The 25,694-nt window shown below is 57.1% G+C and carries 25 protein-coding genes; 14 read left to right on the plus strand and 11 right to left on the minus strand.

Annotated features, from left to right (window positions below):
* Positions 1-228 precede the first annotated feature (228 nt).
* From FS804_RS07430 to FS804_RS07440, 3 genes are all read left to right on the plus strand, one after another.
* The gene (locus FS804_RS07430) at positions 229-1,155 is read left to right on the plus strand and encodes a sulfite exporter TauE/SafE family protein (RefSeq protein ID WP_144575905.1); all 927 of its coding nucleotides are present in this window, start codon (positions 229-231) and stop codon (positions 1,153-1,155) included.
* Positions 1,152-1,979 (plus strand): TIGR02186 family protein, encoded by an 828-nt coding sequence (locus tag FS804_RS07435; protein WP_063949658.1) that lies wholly within the window; start codon positions 1,152-1,154, stop codon positions 1,977-1,979. Before FS804_RS07430 ends, FS804_RS07435 begins: the two co-directional genes overlap by 4 nt.
* 154 nt (positions 1,980-2,133) lie before the next feature.
* Entirely contained in the window at positions 2,134-2,571 is a 438-nt protein-coding gene (locus FS804_RS07440) for a universal stress protein (protein WP_144575907.1), read from the plus strand.
* A 14-nt stretch (positions 2,572-2,585) separates the two neighbouring features.
* Here FS804_RS07440 and pdeM read toward each other — a convergent pair whose 3' ends face one another.
* Together pdeM and FS804_RS07450 are read right to left on the minus strand one after the other, a co-directional pair.
* Positions 2,586-3,314 (minus strand): ligase-associated DNA damage response endonuclease PdeM, encoded by a 729-nt coding sequence (pdeM, locus tag FS804_RS07445; RefSeq protein ID WP_144575909.1) that lies wholly within the window; start codon positions 3,312-3,314, stop codon positions 2,586-2,588.
* A 46-nt stretch (positions 3,315-3,360) separates the two neighbouring features.
* Positions 3,361-5,952, minus strand: a complete 2,592-nt coding sequence (locus FS804_RS07450) for a ligase-associated DNA damage response DEXH box helicase (protein ID WP_246665855.1) — start codon at positions 5,950-5,952, stop codon at positions 3,361-3,363.
* 45 nt (positions 5,953-5,997) lie between these two features.
* On the opposite strand from FS804_RS07450, the gene FS804_RS07455 reads away from it, so the two are divergent.
* Positions 5,998-6,501 (plus strand): Rrf2 family transcriptional regulator, encoded by a 504-nt coding sequence (locus FS804_RS07455; protein WP_063949654.1) that lies wholly within the window; start codon positions 5,998-6,000, stop codon positions 6,499-6,501.
* A gap of 107 nt (positions 6,502-6,608) precedes the next feature.
* Positions 6,609-7,070, plus strand: coding sequence for a carboxymuconolactone decarboxylase family protein (locus FS804_RS07460; RefSeq protein WP_144575913.1), 462 nt, complete (start codon positions 6,609-6,611; stop codon positions 7,068-7,070).
* Positions 7,071-7,095: 25 nt separating this feature from the next.
* Here FS804_RS07460 and FS804_RS07465 read toward each other — a convergent pair whose 3' ends face one another.
* The 3 genes from FS804_RS07465 to FS804_RS07475 form a co-directional block, all read right to left on the minus strand.
* The gene (locus tag FS804_RS07465; protein WP_063949652.1) at positions 7,096-7,737 is read right to left on the minus strand and encodes a YitT family protein; all 642 of its coding nucleotides are present in this window, start codon (positions 7,735-7,737) and stop codon (positions 7,096-7,098) included.
* Between the two features lie 70 nt (positions 7,738-7,807).
* Positions 7,808-8,419, minus strand: a complete 612-nt coding sequence (locus tag FS804_RS07470) for a YitT family protein (protein WP_063949651.1) — start codon at positions 8,417-8,419, stop codon at positions 7,808-7,810.
* 134 nt (positions 8,420-8,553) lie between these two features.
* Complete coding sequence (locus tag FS804_RS07475) at positions 8,554-9,495, minus strand: class I SAM-dependent methyltransferase (RefSeq protein WP_186376693.1); 942 nt, start codon at positions 9,493-9,495, stop codon at positions 8,554-8,556.
* 168 nt (positions 9,496-9,663) lie between these two features.
* Between FS804_RS07475 and FS804_RS07480 the strand changes: the two genes are divergently transcribed.
* Both FS804_RS07480 and FS804_RS07485 read left to right on the plus strand, forming a co-directional pair.
* Entirely contained in the window at positions 9,664-9,930 is a 267-nt protein-coding gene (locus FS804_RS07480) for a DUF6460 domain-containing protein (protein ID WP_004439806.1), read from the plus strand.
* A gap of 1 nt (position 9,931) precedes the next feature.
* Positions 9,932-10,429 (plus strand): CAP domain-containing protein, encoded by a 498-nt coding sequence (locus tag FS804_RS07485; protein ID WP_063949649.1) that lies wholly within the window; start codon positions 9,932-9,934, stop codon positions 10,427-10,429.
* Positions 10,430-10,451: 22 nt separating this feature from the next.
* On the opposite strand, the gene FS804_RS07490 is transcribed toward FS804_RS07485, so the two are convergent.
* Together FS804_RS07490 and FS804_RS07495 are read right to left on the minus strand one after the other, a co-directional pair.
* Entirely contained in the window at positions 10,452-11,543 is a 1,092-nt protein-coding gene (locus tag FS804_RS07490; protein WP_144575915.1) for a quinone-dependent dihydroorotate dehydrogenase, read from the minus strand.
* The gene (locus FS804_RS07495; protein WP_144575917.1) at positions 11,543-11,896 is read right to left on the minus strand and encodes a DUF952 domain-containing protein; all 354 of its coding nucleotides are present in this window, start codon (positions 11,894-11,896) and stop codon (positions 11,543-11,545) included. Before FS804_RS07495 ends, FS804_RS07490 begins: the two co-directional genes overlap by 1 nt.
* Before the next feature lie 254 nt (positions 11,897-12,150).
* Between FS804_RS07495 and FS804_RS07500 the strand changes: the two genes are divergently transcribed.
* Both FS804_RS07500 and FS804_RS07505 read left to right on the plus strand, forming a co-directional pair.
* Entirely contained in the window at positions 12,151-12,801 is a 651-nt protein-coding gene (locus tag FS804_RS07500; RefSeq protein WP_144575919.1) for a response regulator transcription factor, read from the plus strand.
* Between the two features lie 111 nt (positions 12,802-12,912).
* Entirely contained in the window at positions 12,913-13,563 is a 651-nt protein-coding gene (locus tag FS804_RS07505) for a helix-turn-helix transcriptional regulator (protein WP_063949821.1), read from the plus strand.
* A gap of 67 nt (positions 13,564-13,630) precedes the next feature.
* Here the strand turns inward: FS804_RS07505 and FS804_RS07510 are convergent, their stop codons facing one another.
* Both FS804_RS07510 and uppY read right to left on the minus strand, forming a co-directional pair.
* Positions 13,631-14,383: a polysaccharide deacetylase family protein gene (locus FS804_RS07510; protein ID WP_144575921.1), complete on the minus strand. Its 753-nt coding sequence runs from the start codon at positions 14,381-14,383 to the stop codon at positions 13,631-13,633.
* Between the two features lie 23 nt (positions 14,384-14,406).
* Positions 14,407-15,702 carry a Wzy-type polysaccharide biosynthesis protein UppY gene (uppY, locus tag FS804_RS07515; RefSeq protein WP_144575923.1) on the minus strand — a complete coding sequence of 432 codons (1,296 nt, stop codon included), beginning with the start codon at positions 15,700-15,702 and terminating at the stop codon, positions 14,407-14,409.
* A 264-nt stretch (positions 15,703-15,966) separates the two neighbouring features.
* Here uppY and uppX point away from each other — a divergent pair, with 264 nt between their 5' ends.
* The gene (gene uppX / locus FS804_RS07520) at positions 15,967-17,271 is read left to right on the plus strand and encodes a Wzx-type polysaccharide biosynthesis protein UppX (protein WP_186376694.1); all 1,305 of its coding nucleotides are present in this window, start codon (positions 15,967-15,969) and stop codon (positions 17,269-17,271) included.
* 33 nt (positions 17,272-17,304) lie between these two features.
* Here uppX and FS804_RS07525 read toward each other — a convergent pair whose 3' ends face one another.
* Positions 17,305-18,066 (minus strand): transporter substrate-binding domain-containing protein, encoded by a 762-nt coding sequence (locus FS804_RS07525; RefSeq protein WP_063949642.1) that lies wholly within the window; start codon positions 18,064-18,066, stop codon positions 17,305-17,307.
* Between the two features lie 169 nt (positions 18,067-18,235).
* On the opposite strand from FS804_RS07525, the gene FS804_RS07530 reads away from it, so the two are divergent.
* From FS804_RS07530 to FS804_RS07545, 4 genes are all read left to right on the plus strand, one after another.
* Entirely contained in the window at positions 18,236-20,170 is a 1,935-nt protein-coding gene (locus FS804_RS07530) for a glycosyltransferase (protein ID WP_144575925.1), read from the plus strand.
* 272 nt (positions 20,171-20,442) lie between these two features.
* Positions 20,443-21,438 carry a hypothetical protein gene (locus FS804_RS07535; protein WP_144575927.1) on the plus strand — a complete coding sequence of 332 codons (996 nt, stop codon included), beginning with the start codon at positions 20,443-20,445 and terminating at the stop codon, positions 21,436-21,438.
* A gap of 549 nt (positions 21,439-21,987) precedes the next feature.
* Entirely contained in the window at positions 21,988-22,833 is an 846-nt protein-coding gene (locus FS804_RS24915; RefSeq protein ID WP_186376695.1) for a hypothetical protein, read from the plus strand.
* Positions 22,830-24,659: a DUF927 domain-containing protein gene (locus FS804_RS07545; RefSeq protein WP_186376696.1), complete on the plus strand. Its 1,830-nt coding sequence runs from the start codon at positions 22,830-22,832 to the stop codon at positions 24,657-24,659. The genes FS804_RS24915 and FS804_RS07545 overlap by 4 nt, the downstream gene beginning before the upstream one ends.
* A gap of 182 nt (positions 24,660-24,841) precedes the next feature.
* Here FS804_RS07545 and FS804_RS07550 read toward each other — a convergent pair whose 3' ends face one another.
* On the minus strand, positions 24,842-25,606 hold the full coding sequence (locus tag FS804_RS07550) for a hypothetical protein (protein WP_144575933.1): 765 nt from the start codon (positions 25,604-25,606) through the stop codon (positions 24,842-24,844).
* Between the last annotated feature and the right edge of the window lie 88 nt (positions 25,607-25,694).

A 25,694-nucleotide genomic window follows, 5' to 3' on the forward strand; every position in this document is an offset into this window, starting at 1 on the left:
CTTCTGTGCGACGCCGCGCCGGAATGTGGCCCCGTGCCCACGCATGTCAGCTATCTTTCCTAATTATCAACGTATTTACCGTTGAATGTTGACAGGTCAGGCCCTCGCGGGCATGACGAAGGAAGGCTGGGCATGCCCGGTCTTTTCAGACAGAAAGTGTAAATCGCGGCGCGGCCCCCTCACCCGGACAGCCCTGCCGCCCGGAACCATTTGCCCGAGGTCCGAGCCGTGACTGTCTATCTGCCGATCGCAGAACTGTCGGTGAATATTTTCATCATTCTCGGCATGGGCGCGGCCGTCGGTTTTCTGTCCGGCATGTTTGGTGTGGGCGGCGGCTTTCTGATCACCCCACTTCTGATCTTCTACAATATTCCGCCCGTGGTCGCCGTGGCGACCGGTGCGAACCAGGTGGTTGCATCCTCCGTTTCAGGCTCGATCACGCATTTCAGGCGCGGGACGCTCGATATCAAGCTCGGCAGCGTGCTTCTCGTCGGCGGCCTCGTCGGGGCTACCGTTGGCGTGTGGATATTTTCTTTCCTGCGCAGCATCGGCCAACTCGATCTCATCGTCTCACTGCTTTACGTCATCCTGCTCGGCACCGTTGGCGGGCTGATGCTGAAGGAAAGCATTTCGGCGCTTCGCCGCGCCGCCCGCAACGAAACCGTGACCCTGCGTCGGCCCGGCCATCACAACTGGGTTCATCGCCTGCCGCTAAAAATGCGGTTCAAGAAATCGAAGATCTATCTCAGCATCATTCCGGTCATCACCCTGGGTTTCGGCATTGGTATTCTCACCTCGATCATGGGTGTGGGCGGCGGCTTCATCATGGTGCCGGCGATGATCTATCTCTTGCGCATCCCCACCAGCGTTGTTGTCGGCACATCGCTGTTCCAGATCATTTTCGTGACTGCCTATACGACGATCGTCCAGGCCGCGACCAACTACTCCGTCGACGTCGTGCTCGCCTTCATCCTGATGGTGGCAGGCGTCATCGGTGCACAATATGGCGTGCGGGTGGGCCAGAAGCTGCGCGGCGAACAGCTGCGCGCCTTGCTGGCGCTGCTTGTCCTTGCCGTTGCGCTGCGTCTTGCGGTTTCGCTCGTGGTGCGGCCGGACGATCTGTTTTCGGTAGCGGTTGGAGGGCTGGGGTATTGACCGCACGCCCGCTGCTCGCCGTTCTGTCGCTTCTCTTCCTGCTTGTCGTCGGACAGACAGCTTCTGCGCAGACACCCCCGCTTGCCCTGCCGCCCGGCCCGCAGCAGCGACCGTTGCAGGAAAATATCGAAATCGGCGCTTCGACGACCGAAATCCCCATCGCGTCTGATTTTCGCGGGGCGGATTTCACCCTCTTCGGCGCGCTCAACAATACCGACCAGCTGCTCCTGGCCATCGGCCAATATGATATCGTCGTGACGCTGGAAGGGCCGAGCGACTATATGACCGTGCGCAAGAAGCAGCGTGTGGCAGGCATCTGGATCAACACCAGCGCCATCACCTTCACGCCGCTGCCGGAATCCTATTCCATGGCCAGCACGCGCAATATCAACGACGTCGCCTCGCCCGGAACGCTGCGCGCCATGGGGCTCGGCGTCGACCATCTGTCGCTCAAAAGTGCCGTCTTCTCCGGCGTGCCGGACAACGTCTTCGATTTCCAGGAGGCCTATCGTCGGCTCAAGCTTTCAAGCGGCATCTATCGCAACGACACGACCGGGGTGCGGCTGGAACGAACCGGCCTGTTCTGGGCGACGCTGCGCCTGCCCGCCAACGTGCCGAATGGTGTGCACACCGCGCGCGCCTATCTCTTCAAGAGCGGCAAGTTCATCGCTCAGCGCGAACTGAAACTGCGCGTCGTCAAGACCGGCATGGAACAGGCGATCACCGATGCCGCGCACCAGACACCGCTTGCCTATGGCGCGCTCTGCGTCCTGCTCGCGGTCGTGACCGGCTGGGGCGCCAGTATCATCTTCCGCAAGGACTGATCCCTCTCACTCTGGGAAATCCGGCGAAGCAACCCGCCCGCCAGAGATAGCATTCGCTTCCGTCACCGGTTTGCGGTAAAATTCATGCCGTTACGACCCTGCGTAGCCTTCAAGGCAGCGCGGATTTGTAGCGGGGATGAAAAGGAGAAATGTCATGTTCAAGCACATTCTCATTCCCACCGATGGCTCGCCGCTGGCGCAGATCGCAATCGACCAAGGGTTCGCCCTCACCAGGGAGGCAGGCGCGAAGGTGACCGTCGTGACGGTATCGGAGCCCTTTCACGTGATTGCGAGCGATGTCGACGACATTGCCGCCATTGCCGAAGAAGAATTTCACCGATGCGAAGAGGCCGAGCATTTGCTCCGCGACACGCAGGCGCATGCCGCCGCCATGGGGATAGACTGCGAGGCGCTGCTTGCCCGCGCGGGCCGGCCGGATGAAGCGATCATCGAAATTGCCGACAGGACCGGCTGCGATCTCATCGCCATGGCCTCGCACCGGCGCAGGAGCTTTATCGAGATGCTGCTCGGCAGCATCACGGCCAAAGTCCTCAAGAATTCGAAGATACCGGTGCTGGTCTACCGCCAATAGGGCGCGGTAAAATCTCAGCCGAGCAGATTGGAAAACCGCACCGAATAGATGCGGTCTCGCCCCATCAGATGCGCGACGAGGGCGGCATGATCGAAAAGGCCGTGCATGGCCTTATGACGCAGGTCCAGCCCGCCGCTCATCACGCCGAATGCCGGCATCAGCAGACGCGACCCATCGGTCGCGAAACAGGGCCGCCGTACCGTCTTCGCGCGACGGCGCACGGTTGCAGACGGATGCAGATGCCCGGCGATCTCCCCCAGGGCATCCCCGAGCCTCGGCTCGTGGCGGAAAACGAGATTGCCGTAAAACATCTCATCCACCGAAGAACCCGGCAGATCGACCGTGCCATCGGGATCATGGTTGCCGTTGATCCAGATCCATTCGCGACCGCGGGCCATCTCGCGGATGAGTTCGCGCAGCGGCAGCGGCAGGTGCTGCGAGCCGACACGATCATGAAAATTGTCGCCGAGGCTGACAACGATCTTCGGATCGTAGCGGCTGATCAGCGACGACAGGATTTTAAGCGTGGCGATAGTGTCGTAGGGCGGCAGCATGGAGCCGCGCCGAGCGAAGGCCGCGCCCTTTTCCAGATGCAGATCGGAGACGACGAGAAGCGAGAGGTCAGGCAGGTAGAGCCCGCCCAGCGGGTCGCACCAGGCGGCAACGCCATTGATAACGGTCTCGCTGCCAAGGCATTCGAAGCCATTGGAAAATCTGTCGCTCAATGTCAGCCGGCTCAGCAATGTTGTCGTCGTTCCTTCAATGCGTCTTTCAGGACATGGGCCTGTGTCAGGACATGGCCTCGGCGATCAGCTCATCGGCGGCTTCGGCCAGCACATCGTCCATCGCTTCGCCCGCCACCGTCTCCCGGCCGATTTCCAGCATGACCGGAACGGCAAGGGGCGAGACGTGCTCCAGCGCGCGATGCGTGGTGTGTCCCTTGATTCGCTTCAGCATATCTCCAAGACGGCCAATATCCAAAAGTCCTGCTGCGGCATCGCGTCGCGTGGCTTCCAGCAGGATATGATCGGGCTCATGGCTGCGAAGAACGTCATAAATAAGATCGGCCGACACGGTCACCTGCCTGCCGGTTTTTTCCTTGCCGGGATGACGGCGTTCGATGAGGCCCGAAATGATGGCACAGTTGCGGAAGGTGCGCTTCAGCATGAAGGATTCGTCCAGCCATGCCTCCAGATCGTCGCCCAGCATGTCTTCGTCGAGCAGCTCTGCCAGCGACAGCCGGTGGGATTTCAGCCGCATGCCCATATCCTGCATGGCCCAGATGGCGAGCGAATAATCGGTGGCGACGAAACCCATCGGCTTTGCGCCCGCGCGTTCCAGCCGGCGCGTGAGCAACATGCCGAGCGTCTGATGCGCCAGCCGTCCTTCGAAGGGATACATGACCATGAAGAAGCGTTTGCGGAAGGGAAAGGTCTCCACCAGCAACTCGTCGCGCTTCGGGATGATCGACTTTTCCTTCTGGATTTCCAGCCAGTCACGCACCTGATCCGGCAGAGCCTGCCAGCGGGCCGGATCGGCAAGCATAGACCGCACCTGATCCGCCAGATAGGTCGAGAGCGGAAACTTGCCACCGGCATAAGAAGGTATCTTCGGATCGAGAGAGAAAGCCTGCGAGACCAGGCATTCATTCTCCCGGATACCCTCGAACCGCAGCACCTTGCCGGCAAAGAGGAATGTGTCGCCCTGCACCAGCTGTTCGAGGAAATATTCCTCGACCTTGCCGAGCGACATGCCGCCGCGCCCGACCGTGCCCTTGGCATTGCGCTTGACCATGCGCACATTGAGTTCCGCTGCCTCGACGATGGTACCGAGGTTGAGGCGATATTGCTGGGCGACCGCAGGATTGGAGACACGCCAGCGGCCATCCTTCATCTGGCGGATGCGGGCATAGCGTTCATAAGTGCGCAGCGCATAACCGCCTGTCGCCGTAAAATCCACCACCCGATCGAAGGTGGCGCGCGGCAGATCGGCATAGGGCGAGGCTGTCGTGACTTCACGATAGAGTTCATCCGCGTCGAAGGGTTCGGCACACGCCATGCCGAGCACATGCTGGGCAAGCACATCGAGCGCGCCTTCAGCAATCGGCGGTGTATCCTGCGCACCGATGTAATTGGCATCGAGCGCCGCCCGGCACTCCATCACCTCGAAACGGTTGGCGGGAACGAGGATCGCCTTTGACGGCTCGTCCATGCGGTGGTTGGCACGGCCGATACGCTGGGCTAGACGGCTTGCCCCCTTGGGCGCACCGACATGCACGACGAGGTCGACATCACCCCAGTCTATGCCGAGATCGAGCGTCGACGTGGCGACGACGGCGCGCAACTTGTTCTCTGCCATCGCCGCCTCCACCCGGCGGCGCTGGCCGGCATCCAGCGAGCCGTGATGCAATGCAATCGGCAGATTGTCATCGTTGACGGTCCAGAGCTCCTGGAAGACCCTTTCCGCCTGGGAGCGTGTGTTCACAAAGACCAGCGTCGTCTGATGCCGCTTCAGCGCTTCGTACAAATCCTTGCCGGCATAACGCGCAGAGTGACCGGACCACGGGATGCGTTCTTCCGTTTGCAGAATGGAGATATCCGGCTTTGCGCCGCCTTCAACCGTGATGAGACCGGCCGGCGGCTCGCCCTGCCCCTGCGGCGCAAGGTAACGGCGCAAATCCATCGGTTCCGCCACCGTGGCCGAAAGCCCGATGAAACGCACATCCGGCGCGTGGCGACGCACCCGCGCAAGCGCCAGCGACAGCAGGTGGCCGCGTTTGGACGTGACCAGCGAGTGCAACTCATCAAGAACCACATATTTCAGATCGCGGAAAAAGCGCTCTGCTTCTTTGTTAGCCAGCAGCAGCGAGACTTGCTCGGGTGTCGTCAGCAGGATGTCGGGCGGGCGCACCTTCTGGCGCTGGCGTTTCGCCTGGGGCGTATCGCCGGTGCGGGTTTCGATCACAATCGGCAGGCCCATTTCAGAAACGGGTTTGGTGAGATTGCGCTCGATGTCGACTGCGAGCGCCTTCAGCGGCGAGATGTAGAGCGTGTGCACGCCTACAAAACCGGAGCCGGGCGGCACCTTGCCGCGCTCCGCCAGATCGGTGAGCGAGGCCAGGAAGCCGCCAAGCGTTTTGCCCGCGCCCGTTGGCGCGATCAGAAGCATGTTTTCCCCGCCCCTCGCCCGGGCCATCAGCTCCAGCTGATGGGCGCGCGGAGACCACCCTTTTTCGGCAAACCATTTCTGGAATGGAAGGGGCAAGGAGCCGACATGCGTGCCGGGTGTGGGGGACTCGGTGTGCTTCACCTCTTCAAGGTAGTGAAAAACTTGAGAAAAAGAAGAGTGCAAAGAGGCCGCTTGACAGGAAAACAGAATCATGGATAAATAATATCCATGATACATACAACAGGATGTGAGAAACCAATGAAACTCGGCGACGGCGTTGAACAGGCCATTCACAGTGTGGGCATGCTGGCCGGCCTTTCCCAAGGCGGCGTATTGTCCGCTGCAGCGCTGGCGGAATTCCATGGCGTTTCCACGAGCTATCTTCTGAAGCACCTGCAATCGCTGTCCAGCGCGGGCATTGTTGCGACGGTGCCGGGGCCGAAGGGCGGATATCGTTTGGCGCGACCGACCGACAAGATCACCCTGCTTGATATCGTTCTGGCTGTCGAAGGACCGCAGCCAGCGTTTCGTTGCGCGGAGATCCGCCAGCGCGGGCCGAACCCGCTGCCCGGCCGTTATTTCACCAAACCCTGTGGCATCAACGCCGCGATGTTAAAAGCCGAAAAGGTCTACCGGGCGGAACTCGCCAAAACCACCATTGCCGATATTCTGGGCGATCTTGCTGCCAATGACGACGGCGGGATTGCCGCGCGCGGCTGCGCCTTTCTCGACATGAACGAGCGCAAGACGACGACGCGCTGACCCGAACAACAGACTCGAAATAATCGCCAATCACGTTGCCGGACAGCTTTGCCGCTTTCCGGACCGATGACACTTGCCTTCAACCCACACAACCAATGGAGAGACACATGAAAACCCGCGTCAACTATGCAAAGGCATCCCCCGAAGCGTTCAAGGCCATGATGGCTTTTGAGAATTACGTTCAAGCCAGCGGTCTCGACCGCCGCTTTATCCACCTCATCAAGCTACGTGCCTCGATCATTAATGGCTGCGCCTTCTGCGTGGACATGCATGTGAAGGAAAGCCGCCATGACGGGCTGTCCGAACAGTGGATCAACCTGATGAGCGTCTGGCGCGAATCGCCAGTTTACACCGAGCAGGAACGGGCGCTGCTTGGCTGGGTGGATGCGGTGACGAAGATTGCCGAAACCGGCGCCCCGGATGAGGCCTTCGAGACGCTGAAGGCACATTTTTCCGATGAGGACATCGTAAAGATCACCGTTGCGATTGGCGCGATCAACACCTGGAACCGCATTGCGGTCAGCTTCCGCTCGCAGCATCCGATCGACGCGGCGGCGAAGGCGGCCTGAGCCACCTTGGCCCATCGAACGACCGCTACATGGCGATGTAGCGGTCGTTTCTGTGATTGACGGCGAGCGTGAGGTTCATGACCAGCGCGCCGAGAATGGAGCAAAGGATAACGAAAGGCGTCGCGACGAAGAAGGAGCAGGCGAGCACCATGCCGTCAAAGGCGAGTTGCACGAGGCCGGCGCGCCAGCCGAAACGATCCTGAAGATAGAGCGCCAGGATGCCGAAGCCGCCGAGGCTGGTGCGGTGTCGAAACAGCGCCAGCATGCCGGCCGCCACCGTCAGCCCGCCGAACAGCGCCGCGGCAATCGGGTTGATGCTCTCGAAGGCAAAAAAGCCGGGCATATATTCGGAAAGCAGCGCGGTCATCGCGATGGCACAGAAGGTCTTGACCGTGAAGGCAAGGCCGAGACGGCGGAAGGCCAGATAATAAAACGGCAGATTGACGAGGAAGAAGACAGTACCGAAGCTCAGGTCGGAAGCGTAATGCACGAGAAACGCCAGTCCGACCGTGCCGCCGGTCAACAGACCCGCCGCCGAGAACAGAGTGACGCCAAGCGAGACCAGCATGCTGCCCGCCAGAACACCCTGCACATCTTCCAGCAATGAATGACGCTCCGGCGCAGACGCCCACAGGTTCAAACGCTTGCGTGCGGTGATATCGCTCATTGCCATTTCCCCTTTTGCCGGATGCCCCAATGAGCTTTGCGCTCGCCGCGCAATTTTTTCAAGCGTCGCCTCAGCGCACCACGATGTATCTGTCAGAGCGGTGGTTGATGGCCAGAAACATGTTGAGAACGAAGGCGCCGACGATCGAATAAACCACGGTTGCGGAATCGATGACTAGGAAGGCGCAGAGCATGACCATGGCGTCAAAAGCAAGCTGGATCAGACCGGCGCGGATGCCAAAGCGGTCCTGAATATAGATGGCGAGAATGCCGATGCCGCCGAGGCTGGCGCGGTGGCGATAAAGCGCAAGAAGACCATAGCCCAAAAGCAGGCCACCGAGCAGCGCCGCCCAGATTGGGTTGATGCTGTCGATCACCATCCATCGCGCCTCCACTTCCGTCAGCACCGACACAAGGCCGATGGCGATGAAGGTCTTGAGCGAAAAGGCAAGACCGAGGCGGCGGAATGACAGGTAATAGAACGGCAGGTTGACGAGGAAGAACAGCAGTCCGAAGCTGATGCCGAAGGCGTAATGAATAAGAAAGGCGACGCCCGCGGTCCCGCCCGTCAGAAGCCCTACCTTGTTCAGGAGATAAAAGCCGAGCGCCGAAACGATGGCGCCGGTGACGATGCCCTGCACGTCTTCCACCGGCGCATGTTTGGCCGGATCGGAACTCCACATGCCGTAAACGCTTCTTGTCGTGCCCACGCTTTACCCTCGGTTTTCGCGGGTATTTTGCACTGCAATAAACGCAGGATCAAGATAGTTACGTAAGTAAGGCTGACCTATCGCGAAAAAGGCAACAAACGGAATGTTCAAGCTTTGGCGCGGGCAAGAAAGAGAATGCCGGAAAGGGGTTTTCCGGCATCCTTGCGAATGGTGGTTTTGCGGATTTCGATTGGGGAGAAGCTCGACCGCTCGAGGAGATCGACTACATAGCTCTTGGAGTGCGCGTAACGGAGGGATTCCCGCAGAACGAAACCTTGCTCATCTCCCGCATCCTCCACCGAGAAGGCAAAAAAACCTGCTGGCTTCAGGAGGGCCGAAACAAGCGGCATGACCGTTTCGAGGCTGCCGAGATACATCATCACATCGGCAGCCGCGACGAGATCGGCGCGATGCTCCCTCAATAGAGGTGTAAAAAGCCCTGAAGTCTCCATCTCCAGTGAGAGATCGGCTTGGGCGAGATGATCGTAAAGGCCTTTCTCCTCGGCCTTTGCCAGCATGTTCTGAGAGATATCAAAGCCCTCGAGCCGCTTTGCCATGGAGCGAATTTCGATGCCGAGCAGGCCGGTGCCGCAGCCAATATCGACAACCGTATCGAAGACGCTGCCATCTGCCGCTTTAGCAATCAGCTCCGCCAGCTTTTGCGGCACGCTGTAATCGAGCTTCTCGACAAGCGAGGTTTCGAACCGGTCGGCGTAATCGTCGAACAGCCCTTCCACATAGCGGCTCGGCGGCTGTTCGGGTGTTTCGGCGGCGCCGAGAACCGCCAGCTTCAGTTCGGCTGCAAACAGCCCTTCTCCATCCATTTCGGCGACCTTCTCGTAAGCCGCCACCGCCTTTGCGGTCTCCCCCGCCTTTTCGAGATATTCTCCGAAGCGAAACCAGCCCGCCGTCCACCGTGGCGCAAGTTCCAGCGCCTGTTCCATAAGTTCGGCGGCGGCGGGATAATCACCGCCTTCCGCCAACATGCGGGCATAATCGGCCCGGCGGTCGGCAATGACGTCACCGGAAGAAAACTGGTTTGGGGCCATCAATGATTTCCTGAGAAGATGCCGGCTGTCATTTATCAAGCCATAAAAAAACTCAAGTCCTATTTCATGGCCCTGCGTGGAATCGACGGATACGGCGCGGTGTGCACCTCAAAAACTTGCATCGAAGCGGTTTGCGCCATATGTCAGGACAAAACAGGAGACTTGCGGATGGCCGGTGAGGTCAACAAATTGCTGGGTGACACGGTGGCCCGCACCGTGGTGAAGCTGCTCGTCGTTTCATTGCTCGTCGGCTTCCTGATGGCGATCTTCGGATTGACGCCCTGGAACATCATCTATGGCGCGCGCGATTTCGTGGTAGACCTCTGGCGCAGCGGTTTCCATGCGCTCGGTGCAATCGGCGACTATCTGATCCTTGGCGCAACGATCGTCATTCCGGTTTTCATCATCCTGCGACTTCTGAGCTATCGCCGCTAACATGACCGACGCATCCATTCAGACACTTTCACGGCGCGGATTTGTGCTGCTTTCCGCAGGCTCCGTTCTTTCCGCCTGTGTTTCCGTACCCACAAACAAAGGCCTGCCGGCGGGCACGCGCGACGAAACGGCGGCGGCGCTTCCGATGGTCAATGACCTGCGCCGTTCGAAAGGCCTTTCGCCTCTCGCCATCAACAGCGCAGCAAGCGCGGCTGCTGCCTACCAGGCCGGCCGCATGGTCAAAGCACAGAAGATGGCGCACCTGATCGGCCTTACCGACAGTTTCCTTATCCGCATGAAGGAAGGCAGTGTGCCGCTTCCCGCCGCAGAAAACGTTGCTGCCGGGCAGGATAGCGTGGAACGGGTGGTGAAAGCCTGGATCGGCTCGAAACACCACCTCGAAAACATGCTCGGGCCCTATAATGGCCTTGGCGTTGCAGTCGCCTATGACGCCGCCAGCCGCAACCGGCCCTATTGGGCCATGGTGCTGTGCGCCTGACGTTTCGATAGAGACCTGCCGATCAGCCCAGTTTACGGTCTGCCCAGCGGTTCACAGCGCTGTCGCGCAGGTCGCGGATCGACGCCACACCGTCGCGCGAGACCAGGTCCGACAGGCCCTTGACGATCGTCGAGGGCAGGCCGGGACCTTCATAGACCATGCAGGAATAGAGCTGCACCAGATCAGCCCCTGCCCTCACCTTCTCCAGTGCCGTTTCAGCAGATGACACGCCGCCGACGCCGATGATCGGCAGCGCGGCGCCCACACGGCGCCGCATCTTTGCCAGAACCGTCGTGGAGAGCTCGAATAGCGGCTTGCCGGAGAGGCCGCCAGCCTCGCCCTTGTGCGGACTGGCCCGCAGGCCATCGCGGGAGAGGGTGGTGTTGGAAACGATAAGTCCGTCGAGATCGTGGGCAAGCGCCTCTTCGGCAACGTCATCCAGCCCTTCTTCGGTCAGGTCAGGTGCAATCTTGAGAAAGACGGGGATGCGCTTGCCCAAACGCTCGGTTTCCGCCTTGCGGCGTTCCAATACGGCGGCAAGAAGTGCTGCGAGGCTTTCGCGGGCCTGAAGGTCGCGCAGACCGGGCGTGTTGGGGGAGGAAATATTGACGGTGAAATAGGATGCGACGGAATAAAACGTCTCGATGCCCTGTACGTAATCGGCAATACGGTCTTCGCTATCCTTGTTGGCGCCGATATTGACGCCGACGATGCCGCGCAGACGCGCCTGTTTCAGCCGCTCCAGCGCAGCGGCGTGACCCTCATTGTTGAAACCGAGTCGATTGATGACGCCTTCATCCTCAACCAAACGAAAGATGCGCGGTTTCGGATTTCCAGCTTGCGCTTTCGGCGTGACGGTGCCGATTTCGGTGAAGCCAAAACCGAGCTTGAGAAGCGGTCCGGGGACTTCCGCATTCTTGTCGTAACCCGCCGCCATGCCCAGCGGATTTGGGAAAACAAGGCCTGCCACGGTTTGCTGCAGGCGCGGATCGTGCGGCACCATGCAGGTGGGCAGGAAGCCGCTTTTCAGCGCCGCGATGGAGAGCCCATGCGCTTTTTCAGGATCGACAAGAAACAGGCCTTTGCGGCCAAGTGAGGAAAATAATCCGCCCATTACAAAATCTCCGGAAACTGGTGCTGGCCATCATGATCGAGAGAGAGCGGCGTTTCCCAGAGAACGGCGGTGAAGGGAAGCGAACCATAAAGATGCGGGAAGAGATCGCCGCCTCTCGATGGTTCATAGACCAGCTTGTCGCCGAGCACCGCGGCGTCAACCGCAACCAGAAGCAGGTCCACCTGACCGGTAAAATGCCGGGCTGCGGTTTCCGCCACCTGTTTTGCCGTCGAAAAATGAATGAAGCCGTCGCTTAGATCGATGGGTGCGCCTTCAAAGAAGCCTTTGGCCCTGGCTTCGTGCCACAACGTCTCCGGCACGATTTTATAGATGATCGTGGGGGGTTCCTGCATCGGGCTCTCCAAGGCTTTCCAGCGCTGTCCTGTGCGGGCGGTTTGCCGCAAAGCGGGCCGGATGTCCACTGTTTCCACCGGATTTTTATCCGTCGCGCCCGGAAAGACCACCTGTCCAGCAGCTTTTTCTTGTAATGCCCGATCGAATGGCGCAACCTTGCGGTTGAGGAGCCGGGCGTGTTTAGACCGCCGGCAAACGGGAGTGAGCAGATTACTGAAAAAGAACCGCATAACGCCCTTGGGAGGGGGCCAGAATGTCGGAACTTGTCTTTATCATCGCAGATGACCACCCGCTTTTTCGCGGCGCCCTGAAGCAGGCCGTTTCCGGCCTCGACGGACATCAAACCATTATTGAGGCCGGGGATTTCGAGGCGGCACGGCAAGCGGCTGCGGCACATGGCGATGCCGATCTGCTGCTGCTCGATCTCGCCATGCCGGGGGTCAGCGGATTTTCAGGACTGATGGCGTTGCGGGCAGAATTTTCGAGCCTGCCAATCGTCATCGTCTCGGCCACGGACGACGCAGCGACTGTGCGCCGGTCGATCGAACTCGGTGCTTCCGGTTTCATTTCCAAGTCGTCAGGCATCGACGATATCAGGGACGGCATCCGCGCGGTCCTGGAAGGCGATGTCTGGATACCGGCCGGCCATCATGGCGACAGAGAACATGACCCTGATGTTGCCGATCTCATCGGTCGGCTCAGAACACTGACACCACAGCAGAGCCGGGTTCTTGGCATGCTCGCTGAAGGGTTGCTCAACAAGCAGATCGCCTATGAGCTCAACGTATCGGAAGCCACCATCAAGGCGCATGTGTCTGCCATCCTGCTGAAGCTCAAGGTCGACAGTCGCACCCAGGCGGTGATCCAGCTCGCCAAGATAAACACCTCGGCAATGGTGGCGTAGCTCAAGGATTTTATTCCTTTCCAAGCTTTACTCCTGGCGGGATTTGGTCTAGATTCCTGCCAGTAAACGACAGGAGCTTTCCGCTATCGGCTCCACATGCGGGCTTTCATCATGCTTTCACACGAGACGATCTGGAGCGCCATAGATACGCTTGCCGAGCGTCACCAGCTGACGCCTTCGGCGCTGGCGAAGCGTGCCGGGCTTGATCCCACCTCGTTCAATAAATCAAAACGTTTCGGGCCGGATGGCCGCAAACGCTGGCCTTCAACGGAGTCGGTTTCCAAGGTTCTGGAGGCGACCGGCGCGAGCGTCGATCAATTTTTCGGTTATGCTTTCGGCAGGGCGCAGACGACGCAGCCCTCCCGCGCCGATAACGCCATTCCGCTGTTGGGTTTCGCGCAGGCGGGCTCCGGCGGTTTTTTCGATGATGGCGGTTTTCCGGCGGGTCAGGGCTGGGATGTGGTGGAATTCCCTTCTTCTCCAGAGCGCAAGCAAGGCGTCTACGCGCTGGAGGTACAGGGCGAAAGCATGATGCCGCTCTACCGTGATGGCGACATTCTCATCGTGGAGCCGGGAGCCCAGGTGCGGCGTGGTGACCGCGTGGTGTTGAAAAGCCGCGATGGCGAGGTGATGGCCAAGGTGCTGGCGCGGCAAAGCCCCAAAAACATCGAGCTTCTGTCGCTCAATCCGGAACATCCCAACCGCAGCTTCGACATGGCCGACGTTGAGTGGATCGCCCGCATCATCTGGGCCAGCCAATAGGCTGGAATTGCAGGCAAGGGATTTTCGTTTCAGTCGCGCACACGGCCAATCCGCAGAAATTCACGGCTTACAGGCCGAGGGCCGTCGCGGCGGCATCGACGGTCATGATCTTCGCGCCACCGGATAAAGCTCTGCGCACAAAGCCCTGAAACCTCTCTTCGGGACAACCGTAAAAGCTTGGAATGCGCGAAACATCATGGGTGAAGATGATGAGCCAGCCGCCGTTTTGCAAAACATCCTCCAGCCAAAGGTCGGCAGCGTCGAGGTAGTTCTGGTCCGACCGCAACTCGACCGCAGCAAGATTATGCGGGTCGACCTTGCCGCGATTTATGCCGGGCATGATGCCCCTTGTCGTCCTGAACTTGCGCCTCAACAGAGGCTGCATGACGGGTGACGCCATGCCGAACGGAACCGAGAAGTTTCGCGCATGGCGATTTCCGTCGAAGGAGCCAAGGACGCTATCATTCCGATCGAGATCTGCCTTGAGGCCTTCCCGGGAAAAGCTTGAAAGCTTACGATGGGAAAATGTGTGGCAGGCAAGCTCATGACCGGCAGCCGCCAGTTGCGAACAGCCTTTGGCGGAAATCATCTGCTGCGCGCCATCATAAGCGTCAATAAAAACGCCGGCGATGTAAAATGTCCCGCAGACACCCTCGTTTTCGAGAATGCGGGCGCCCGCCGTCCAGGCGGTTTCCGGTACATCGTCAAAGGTGAAGGACACAATCGATTGAGACGTTTCGATCCGCGCTGCCGGTCCCGGAAAATAGCGCACCAGCCGGTTGTTGACCCGGTCGGCGAAAGTTCCGATTTTCTGCGTCATCAAAGCCCCCCGGCCCGCCTGAATTACTGCCCTTGCTCGAGTATATCGTACGCCTGATGCCTCAAACAATAAATTGCGATAAGAAGAGAAGACCAAATAGGTCCTGTCCCGGTAAAGAAATTACTTTCAAGACATGAAGAAAGTAGTGCGTACACCCAAATTCGTGCAAAAAGTCGCGTCAGGCCGGGATCAGTCCCCTTGTCCACCGCAACACGGAAATCATTCGCGGGTATGACGACCAGCCACACGACGGTCAGAATGAAGGCTGGCAGGCCGCCATTCAGCAGACTTTCAATATAGCCATTATGCGCGTGGAAGGCCGTGACCGCCCAGGTGCCGGCAATATCGGCCTGGGCCAGCAGCCGGTCGCTCGTCCAGAAAGCCTGAAATCCCTGACCGAAGATCGGCGACTGCGCGAAGGTATCGAAGGACAGCCGCCATATGTCCGTCCGACCGGTGAAGGTGGAGTCGATGCCGAGGCTTTCGACGAAATTCTGAATGCTTGGAAAATAGGTGGAGCCGACCGCGGATATATTGATGAAGGCAAGGAGCCCGCCGATCATCAGCAGGGTGCGATGGGCATGCCGTTCCATGACCCACACCAGTGCCACGGTGACAGGCAGCAGCATGGCCGCCGTCTTGCCATTGGTCTTCCAGAGAAAGAACCCTGCCAGCAGCGTGATGGCGATGCCGCCCAGCATCGACCAGGCGTTGCGCAGATAAAGCCCGATCATGAACAGGATGATCATGGCCGGAGCGGCAGCGTTCTTGTGGTTGAATATGCCGCGCCAATCGCCCGCCAGCGCCTTTTCATCAAGATCATAGGGCTGATGGATCGAGCGCGAACTGAGGAAAATCACGCCTAGATAACAAAGCGCCAGGAGAATGATGGCGAAGATCGCCATCATCCGGTCAAACTGCCGCCGGTCCCGCGGCATGACGACAAGGACGCTGGTGATGAAGCAGAGCAGCGCCGTGAAGATGAGACGTTGCAGCGACGTGCCGGGCTGTGTTCCAAGCACGGAGCATATCGCCAGCCAGAAGAACAGCAGCAGGATGGGCAATCGCGGCCGCAGCAGGAGCCCGGTCAACCGATGGCGCAAAGCAAAGACACCGAGGATGACGGCAATGACGAGGCCGGTCAGCTGGTTTGCGGCGGCATGCGGCACCGGCGGCGCTGCGAGATTTTCAAAGGGCGCGACCGAAATCCAGATATAAAGCATGGTGACGACGAAAACGATCGCGTCACGCCGGCCGCCGGCAAGAGATAGGCCGCCGCCCTGCTCGGCGATAGGCTGTGTGTCAGCCAAACGCGGCATCGTCGCCTGCACCGGAGATGGATGATCGGATCATGGGGCCTGCCTTATGATGAACAACAAGCCCTTCTGAGACGGGCATGTCCGAGTAAATTCAATATTCATTATCATTCTTATACATTTGCTTTAACTCTCTCTTACCCCAAGAAGGATAAGACAGGGTAAAACTGCCAAAAGGCGGCATTGCGGACTTTGCGTTGCTGGGCGATTTACGGCTTTCCACGGGTTTCAGAACAGCAACCTCGTCCCTGTCGAACATGTCCGGCGATGCCAGCAAATACGGAGAATGAGGTGTCTTTCAAAACGCCGCGGTTCGGCCATCTCGTCAGACTTGGATTGACCTATATGGCATCCGGCGGGGCGCTTCTCATGTCCAGCGCCGCCCAGCTTCTGACCTTCGCGCTGCTTGCCCGCCATCTCGGGGTCGAACAATTTGCGCTTTACGCTTCTATTACGGCGGTCACCAATCTTGGCGTGCAGATTTGCGGCATCGGCTCGCAGGAATCGCTGATCCGCCGCGTGGCGCAGGATCGCAGCATGTTTCCCGTCATGCTGGGCCACAGTTACCTTCTGAGCGCCGCCACCGGCCTCGTCCTGACGCTCGTCGGCATGGTGACGATCCCGGTATTTTTCCCGACGTCCGAAAACCTGCTCGACACGCTGATCACGACCTTCCTGATCCTGTTCACCAACCTTGTCCTGCTCAAGATCATCTCGCTGTCCACGCAGAGCTTCATTGCCCATTCCAATTTTGCCTCTGCCAACAAGCTGGAAGTGATGTTTGCGGTCGCCCGCACTATTGCCGCAGTCCTCGCCTGCCTCATCTTCAAGGTGGAAACCGTGGAGGCCTGGGCGCTGTGGAACCTCGCCGCACACACCATCACAGCCGCGATTTCAGTGAAGGCGATAAGGAGGCTCGGCAGCCCGGTCTTTCGCATCGTGCGCGAGGAGATCCGCATCGGCGTCCTGTTCTCCACCCAGTTCCTGTTCAAGGCCGTGCGCGGCAACGCCGATATTCTCGTGCTGAGTGCGATCGCCAGCGCCGAGGTGCTGGGCAGCTATTCCATTGCCCGGCGCATTCTCGACAGTTCCTACCTCTCCGTGGAGGCCCTTAACCGGCTCATCTATCCGGGGTCGGCGTCTGCCGCCCTGCAGGGCATCGGCAAAACCATCGAGCGTGCCTATAATGTGCTGAAAGCAGCGCTTGTCATCGCATTCGGCAGTGCGCTTGCCATTTTCATCATTGCGCCCTTCCTGCCGCTGCTGTTCGGCGATGAATATGTTTCGCTGCCAGTCATCACCCGCATCCTCTGCTGGGTGGTTCTGCCGATGGCTGTTGCTGCGACAGCCCTTGAAGCACTCGGCGCCTCCGGCCGGCAGGACATTCGCGCCAAGATCTGGAACAGCGGCAATCTCATCGGCTCCGTCGTCGTGGCGCTCTTCACCTGGTCGTTCAGTATCTGGGGGACGATCGGCAGCTATTTTCTGGTCGAAAGCGCAATTGCCGCGGCAGTCTGGATCGCACTGCTGCGCCTTCGGCGCAGCGATGTTGTTTTAGCGCCGGCCAAATGAGACCGCCGCCAATACCGATTGAGGTGTGCGTGCTCAATAAAGCCCGTAAGGGAAGTATCGCCGGTAGATTTCTTCCAGACGGCCATTGCGGGAAAGGGCCGCCAGCGCCTGATCGAAAGCCGGTACCAGCACATTGTCGGGATCGACAGTCATGATGGACAGACCCTCTCCAAGAAACCTGTCCGACATATAGGGCCCGCCGAACAGTGCGCAGCAACCTTCTGACGCGCTGCCGGAAACCCAGAAGGGCAAACGCAGCCCGTCGGCAAAGATAGCGTCGACCCTGCCTGCCTTTAACGCCTCATACATGGGATCATATCCGTCGAAAGCTTCGACCCGGGCTTTCGGAATAAACGCTTTCAGCATCTGTTCGTGCCGTGAATTGCCGACGACGCCCACCTTCTTTCCGGCAAGCGCCTCCGCGCCGGCCCCCGACAATTTGGCGGCCTTGTTCACGGCAAGGCGGGCAGGCATCAACAAGTAGGGCCGCGAGAAGGAGAAACTTTTGCGCAGGTCGGCAGTGGTGGCCAACCCGGAAATGACCGCCTCGCCCTCCCCCATTTCTAGCGCCGCCTCCAATTCGTCGAACGGCAAAGCCTGGACCTGGCATTTGCTTTCGACCTTCAGCTGGGCACAGATTTCCCGCACCAGGTCGACATGGAAACCCGCCAGCCGGCCTTCCTGATCGGTGAAATTGAACGGCGGGAAATCAACCGACATCAGAAACCGGATGCGGGGGACCGAAGAAAGGTCGCCTCCCGGAAATCTCTCCTGCGCATCAAACAGCACCGGCATTCGATTTCCATCCGACAGACCCTCGGCGTGGCTGAAACCAACAAAGCCAAACGTTTGTAAAGCGAAAACTAAAGTAAATGCCGAAGCTATATTTCGCGTTACATTGCTATTTTTCATCTATACTATCCGTAACAGGAAGTTTGGCGGCACCTGACGGCGGCGGCGATGCATGGATTATTCTGGGCAATATACACGAGATTCGGGTTCTACGACGTCAGCGGCACGAAAAATCGCAATTTCCAACACCATTGAGGTTCCGCCTACGGCCGCCGCCGTAAACGACAGGGCTGGCCAGGCGCGCTTTCTCTCGTCGTTGGGGTTCGGCAAGCCCTATATCGCGGCACTCGAACAGCAAGCGCTGCAAAACGGCTCGACCCTCGAAGAAGAATTGCTGGCAAGCGGCCTCGTCACACCGAATGCTTATTTCGGCGCATTCGCCCGATTTCTGCGGTTACCCTTTACTGCGGATATCGATCCGCAAAGAGTGGCAAACCTTGCAACGACCGACAGTCAACTCGTCGATAGCAGGTTTCTCAGGCTGATGCCGACGGGTGGTCAGAACGCGCTGCTGATCGTGCCGGAACTTGACCGGATTGAACTGCTGAAGACCGCCCTTGAGGAGCGGCCATTTCTCTACGATGAGCTCGTTGTGACGACACCGCAGGCCATGCGTATCGCCATCTGGAATGCCGGTGCGATGCGGCGGGTGGCAGAAACCCAGCAACGTCTCTTCAACACGGCGCCACACCACTCCGCCCGCATCACGCTCCAGGGTGAACAGGGATTTCTAGGCGGCGTCGCCCTTACACTGATTGCGCTTTCACTGGCATTTTATACCGCCGAGGCGCTGGCCATCATTCACGTGACGCTCACGCTGCTTTATTTGCTCACCCTGCTTTTCAGATTGTTCGTGCTCCTTGAAGCCCCTTCTCAAGGCGATGCAAAACCCGCTCCTATACCAGAGGACGCAACGCTGCCGACCTACACGGTTCTTGTGGCGCTCTATCGCGAAGAGGCGGTCGTGGGCCAGCTTTTGGACGCGCTCAATCGGCTGGATTGGCCCAAAGCCCGGCTTGACATCAAACTTGTCTGCGAAGCGGACGACGAAGCGACCATCGACGCTATCAAGGCTCACAACCCCGGTCCGCATATCGAAGTCATCCGTGTTCCACCCTCCACACCGCGCACGAAACCGAAGGCACTGACCTACGCGCTTACGGGTGCGCGCGGCGCGCTCGTTGCAGTTTACGATGCGGAGGACAGGCCGCACCCCCAGCAACTGCGCGAGGCCTATGCCGCTTTCCAAAGCCAGCCCGACCGTGTGGCCTGCCTGCAGGCGCCCCTTATTATCAGCAATGCGCGGGCCAACTGGATAAGCAGCTGCTTCGCGCTGGAATATGCGGGCCTCTTCCGTTCCCTGTTGCCGGTCCTCGCTGCCCGTCAGCTGCCATTGCCGCTTGGCGGCACATCCAATCATTTCCGCACCGCTGTGTTACGGCGCATCGGCGCGTGGGATCCGTATAACGTCACCGAAGACGCGGATGTGGGCCTTCGCCTTCACAGACTCGGATATCACTCAACAGTCCTGCGCAGGCAGACACTAGAAGATGCGCCGACGTCGCTGCCCGTCTGGCTCAGCCAGCGGGCACGGTGGTACAAGGGCTGGCTACAGAGCTGGCTGGTGATGACGAGAGCGCCGCTCAAAACCGCGCGCGACATGGGATGGGTGTCCTATACAGTGTTTCAGCTGCTGATCGGCGGCATGCTGCTGTCTTCCTTGGCGCACCCGCTCCTCTTCATCTCGATTGCGTTCATGGCTGCTGCGCTCGCCGAAAGCGGGGGTGACCTCCTGTGGTCCTGGCGCGGCACGCTCTTTTTTACAGATGGCCTCAACATCGCCGGTAGCTACGTGATCTTCGTGCTCATGGGCAGGAACAGGATGATACCTTATGAGCGACGCGCCGTTGGTCGACGCTGGTTATCGGTGCCGCTTTATTGGCTGCTGATTTCGGTCGCTGCCTGGCGAGCCGTCTGGGAACTGAAAACCAAACCCTTCGTCTGGAACAAGACACCGCACACCCCGGTCGTCAAAAACCAGGACTGATGCACGCTATAATCGAGGCATCTAAGACCAGAGAGCTGGGGGAGACTGGAGCGGGTGAAGGGAATCGAAATAATCAATTAATTACTTGATTAAATAACGTAATTTAAAAATTTTTTCATAAAATACCGTTCATTATACCGGAACGGCAATTGGATCTGTGCAGATTTCTTGAGATGAATATCTTCCCCGTTACATAAAAAAATATCTCGCCCAGCGTCGAAAGCAGTTTCAACCTCGAATATCGTCGTTCCGAAGCAACAGGAGCTATCGGAATGGACGTAGTCGAAATTCTTGATTCTGAAGAACTAAGTGCAGCCGTTAAGGCAGTCGAGATTCTGCTGGAAAAACATCAGATACCCAGGAAAAGCCCCACTCAGAAAACGTTTAAAGAAATCGTGCTGGGCCGGGAGTTTAGAGCCAGAGACGCACTAAATGTGATTTTGAGCAGCGAACACGCCTATCCGGGATTTAGAGAGGTTCTTTCATCTGGCTTTGTTGGTTGGGCGTTATTTCCTGATGCCCAACCAGTACGTCACGCCTTGATGACGCATGCTGTACTCGATCACATGGATGATCACGATCTGTCCGTTGGCTTGATTGACCATCCACTCGATTTACACCGCGATATGGTCTCTCGCTACGTTCTGACTGGCGTTGATTTTTTATCAGACATCTATGATCCCCTTGGGGGGTATCAAGCATTCGCTCGAATTTTCAGCATGGACAGCCTTTCCATGCATGCCAACTCGGAAGACAAGTCCATCAAGACGGTTGTTCGAGCACTGCTATACTTGCACCATGGCGCTGATCGCTATCAGGAGCCCGAGTTCGATTTTGCTCCCAGCCTAAACCGCGCGACTAAAATACTTGCAGAGATAAAAAAGTCCCACGGAGCAGAAGCCTACCGCACTCAATATGTGGCCCGATCATTGCTCCACAACAGATGGAGTAGTTCGAAACAAACATTGGCGCTACTCTACGCAGCATCAACAATCCGCGTCAAAAGAAAGTCGCTCCTAACTGTGATGCTGGAAGGGGGCTTTTCGTACAAATCGCACAAGCAATACCTGGACGAATGGGTCGGGCGTGGTCGTTTTGTCGCTGAGCATATTTTTCAGAAAATGGAGAACAATGACCTCTACCAGACCACGATACGGTTACTGGACGGAGTGGAAGCACGCCCCTTCAAAGCTGCGGCATTATCTCCTCTTGAAGAAACAAGGTTGATTTCTCAATTCAGAAAAAGATTCAGGCAAAAAATGAATTAAATATCTGTTTTTAAATGTTTTTTTATATCCAAAAAAACTGGTATTGTTTATGGACGGGTGGAGAATAGTAAACAAACGGATTTTTGCTCATCTTCTAGCCGTGTTCAACACAAACTACGGAGAGCGAAGATGACCCAAGGTCGAGATGACAAAGCCACCACTGAGCAAGCGACTGTCTATATTAAAGAATTTCCAGTGAGCGGATATGTGCGCCTGAACCAAATACTTGGGCCCTACGGTCCATTGCCCATAAGTAAATCGAGTTTTTGGGCTGGAGTAAAAAGTGGCAGGTATCCACAGCCCCGTAAAATATCAGCGAGGGTGACAGTTTGGCGCGCGGAAGATATCCGCTCTCTTATCGCCACAATCGAGAAAACTAGCAGGTAATTACCACTACTGCTTTTAAGAAGTTCCCTCGTGCGAGGCCACAGCGAAATCTAGCTGAGGCTTCCTCACCTTAATTCTGGATTCCCCTCAACCCCTCAACGCCAAACCATCGGAGAGCCTCTGCTTCTCCGAATGCGAACCTGTGCGCCTATGGAGGCACCCTTGGTTAAACCAATAGACCTTTGGAAAAAAAAGAAACATCGATCTCTTGCAAAAGCGGTCAAAGCGCGACTGCCAAAATCCGAATTCAACTCTGCTGCTATACCTCGCAAGCAGATCACTCGGTTTAGCTCTTTGGGCGATCGCACGCCGACACTTCATCCGACTTGGAAAAGTTTGGATACCTCGCGTCTAAGCGCTGCCTGTCTTTTTGAACGGGCCCGACTTCAGCTTTTTATGGCTGGAGTAATCCATCCGCTCCTGACGCGATCCAAACTAGATTTTTATCACGTCATCGTCGCCGACAAGAGGTGGCGCGTTTCACCGCCCTCAGCAACCCATAAGAGTTTTGATCCACCGCGCCGAAAGGTTCGGTCAGCAATCGAAAAGCTTCGGAGCGATGGATACAAGCCGATATTCTTGGCTGCATACGAGATGTCCGGAAATCACAGCCTGGAAGAGCCCTACGTTTTTGAACCCCACGTCCATTTGATCGTGGGCGGCGCGCCAGTCGAAGCCTTGAAAGCCGCATTTCAAGTCCGGTTACCACGTGGAGCACGGGGGCGCGACAAACCCGTCAGAGTGTCATTCATCCAAAATTCCGAGCTCGGAAACCTCCTAGGTTACCTCACCAAAATGAAAGCCCAGGACAGGGTTGAATATCTTGGATCAAACGGGCGAACCAATCGCGCCTCCAACCGCATGCGCAGCGTGGAGGCCAATCTGTGGCTGCGATGTATGGCCACATTGCCAATCACTCATGCGATCCAGTTTGGCGGTTTCGCCACTTCAGTCACGGCACTTTTTATCAACGCCGAAATGGCAACCATCGTGAGGGCACTCAAATGAAAGATACCAAGAAACCCCTTCTTGAGGCTTCCGCCAAGCTCAAAGAGGCTCACAAAAAGCGGTTTGGCGTTGAGGGGTTGACAACTGCACCTGCTAACACAGCCCACCCCGCCCCCAATCATGAAAAAATGGGCCTGAGCACAGATTCTACACTTTCGGCGACCATATCCTCGCCAGCAGAACTGAGTGTTTCAATCCTCAACGGAGACGACGAAAACCTGTACTATTTATTTGAAGCTCGTGGTCGACAGCTGATCCGGCCAAGTAAACTGGTTGTCGAAAAAAGGCAGCAGGTTTTGGGTGATCTCGGGCGCATTGGTATTCTGGCAGTCTCAGCCATCGACAAAAAAAAGGTCACCGAGTGTATCGAAGTTGCCAAGATCGACGACGACGGCATCGTCGCTACCCGAGTCGGTTATGAGCGTCGTTCCATACCTCGCTACTTTGTCTACGGTGACGGCACAGTGATTAATTCTGAAGCCAAGCTCCGCGTGTTTTCTACGGTTGAGCATCAGGATCGAATTGCCAAGGCCGGAGATTTGAAAGCATACGAAGCAGGAATAGCCAAAATCATACGCGACCAGTCCGTGCCCATCACGCTGTTTTTCTACGGCTTAACTCCGCTAGTGAAACCATTTGCTATGGGCAGCGGGTACAAAGCTGAAAATATGATGTTTGAGCTGGTTGGGCGGACAAGCACATATAAGTCCGCACTTACTTGCACGCTCGCTGCATCAGCTTGGGGCAAAGGGCATTCCAGTAATGGGTATGCCCGGGACTGGAATATGTCGGAACAAAAAATCGAGGAGCTTTTTTTAGATTTTAATGACCATTTGCTCATTCTCGACGAAGCGACTCTGGCCCATTCCAATGAGAAAACGCGCGCTGACAAGATTCTCAATACGGTGCATCGTCTATCATCCGGCCAAGGTCGAGCTCGATCTGGAGTGGAGCATCGTGATCACTCTGTAGCTATGCTTTCCACCTCAAACCAGCCGATGCACCTGATTCTCCCAGCCAGTGATGACGTTAAGCGTGCATTGGAAGTCCGCCTGATTTCGTTCCAATTACCCACGGCGTCCTCGAGCTTTTTCGAGACCACACCAGTAGGCTTCGAAACAGTCGACGACGCGATGAGCCATATCTTTAAAATCACAGAAAATAATTACGGATTGCTGGCCCGTGCCTACATACAAGATATCTTGCAGGCCTTGAGCCAGGACTCGGAGAAGGTAAGAACTGTACTTCGTGGCGCACTTGAAACATTTCTAAAAAAGATTTGTTTAGAAAGCGCCGGAGCGGATGCAGTTTTGTATCGTCGGTCTCAATCCTTCGCACTCTCCTATGCAACAGCGTCTCTGGCCTTTCACCTAGGGACGCTCGAAAAGAAAAAATGGGGCCACGTCAAACGGGGCATCGTCCGTGCCTGGCGGCAATACGGCAATGTTTCCAAACCAAATGGCAGCGATCCTCGTCTAGTTGCCTACATGAGCGACACTTCTAACTGTTTCGCTGACGCGCGCGGAAAAAAGCCGCTACTCAAGGAGAAGAAATTTAAGAAAATAGCAGGGTTTATCCACACCGGAAGAGATAAGGCATTGCTTCTAGCAGTTCCTAAAGCTCGCCTTGCCAGCACGGGTATCTCTACTGCTGGCCTCAAATTGCTAAAGAAAGAGGGCGTGCTCCGTTGCGGAGAGAATAACCTTCAGACAAAGCTGGCTCTGCGACACGACGGAAATAAAGATCAGCGCGACGTCTTCTATGTCTTTAAAATTTCGGAAGTTCCGAAGGTGATTTGCTTCCACGAAGAAAAGAAGGGAGCATAGGGGGATCACCAGTGGAAGTTGTTGTCGGCACGAGGGGTCATCTCAGCCCCTCGTATCGTCCACATGTCTATCCCGTCGCTATTGGCGCGTCTTTTTGGCCAAATTCACTGTAGCCTCGCCGGCGAAATTAGGACGCATGTTTCTTGCGGTACGACGCAATCTTTATCCGCACAGAAATGATTTCAGTCAAACATCCCTTTAATCCTGTCGCTGACTGCCGCACCAGAAATCAGTCGATTGCGGTTAGATCCCCATGCGGCCACCATTTCCCTCCGTACCGCGTCGGGAAAAGCTGTCCCAGTTAACTCAGTCACGGGCGGAGCTCCGGTGGCAAGAGCAAACTCTGCTCGAGTAGTTGAGGCTACCCGTGCGTACGTGAAAGCCCTTGTGATCTCGTCGTTTTCCGCGGCCTGCGGAGCACATTTGCCATTCTGTGGTGGGCGTGAGGTTACCTTCCCCGTCCTTACTGTTACCCCGTCACGAAAAAGAAAGCAGTAAGGTTTGTTCGAGGCGCCGCCGATTACCGAATGCGGCTCAATCACATAGCCGTTGACGGGAAACTGACCGTTCGATGCCTGCCAAATACGCTTTTCGATATGCCGGGAGCAGGCCTTAATGTTCTTAGCGCCGGCGTCTAAGCAAGCATAAATAGTCCAACGTGCGAGCTGCGTTGCTGTCGGTAGAGCAAGCGTTACCGTCGCCTCAGCACCTAATTCCTGATAGGTACAACGTAAAAGATCAACGCCGGTCCAGTCTTTATCTCTAATCGGCTCGCATGAAGACTTCATATACTGTCCACTGGCTAGGCGATCCTCAAACCGGCGCTTTGTTTCATCTATTTGAGAGTTAATATTACTTTCTGCAGCGTGAACTTGATACAAGCTGGATGCGATAAAGATAACAACAAGCGCAGTTTTTTTGATTTCATCGAGAATAGTTTTCTCCATCTCTGCTCTCCACCGGAAATTATCGTGAATTTTTGCTCAACCTGAAGAGACACGTCTATTGCTATTATCGGCAAGATTGCACAATCTA

The organism is Agrobacterium sp. DE0009 (assembly GCF_007680755.1).
GTDB classification, from domain to species: domain Bacteria; phylum Pseudomonadota; class Alphaproteobacteria; order Rhizobiales; family Rhizobiaceae; genus Agrobacterium; species Agrobacterium tumefaciens_B.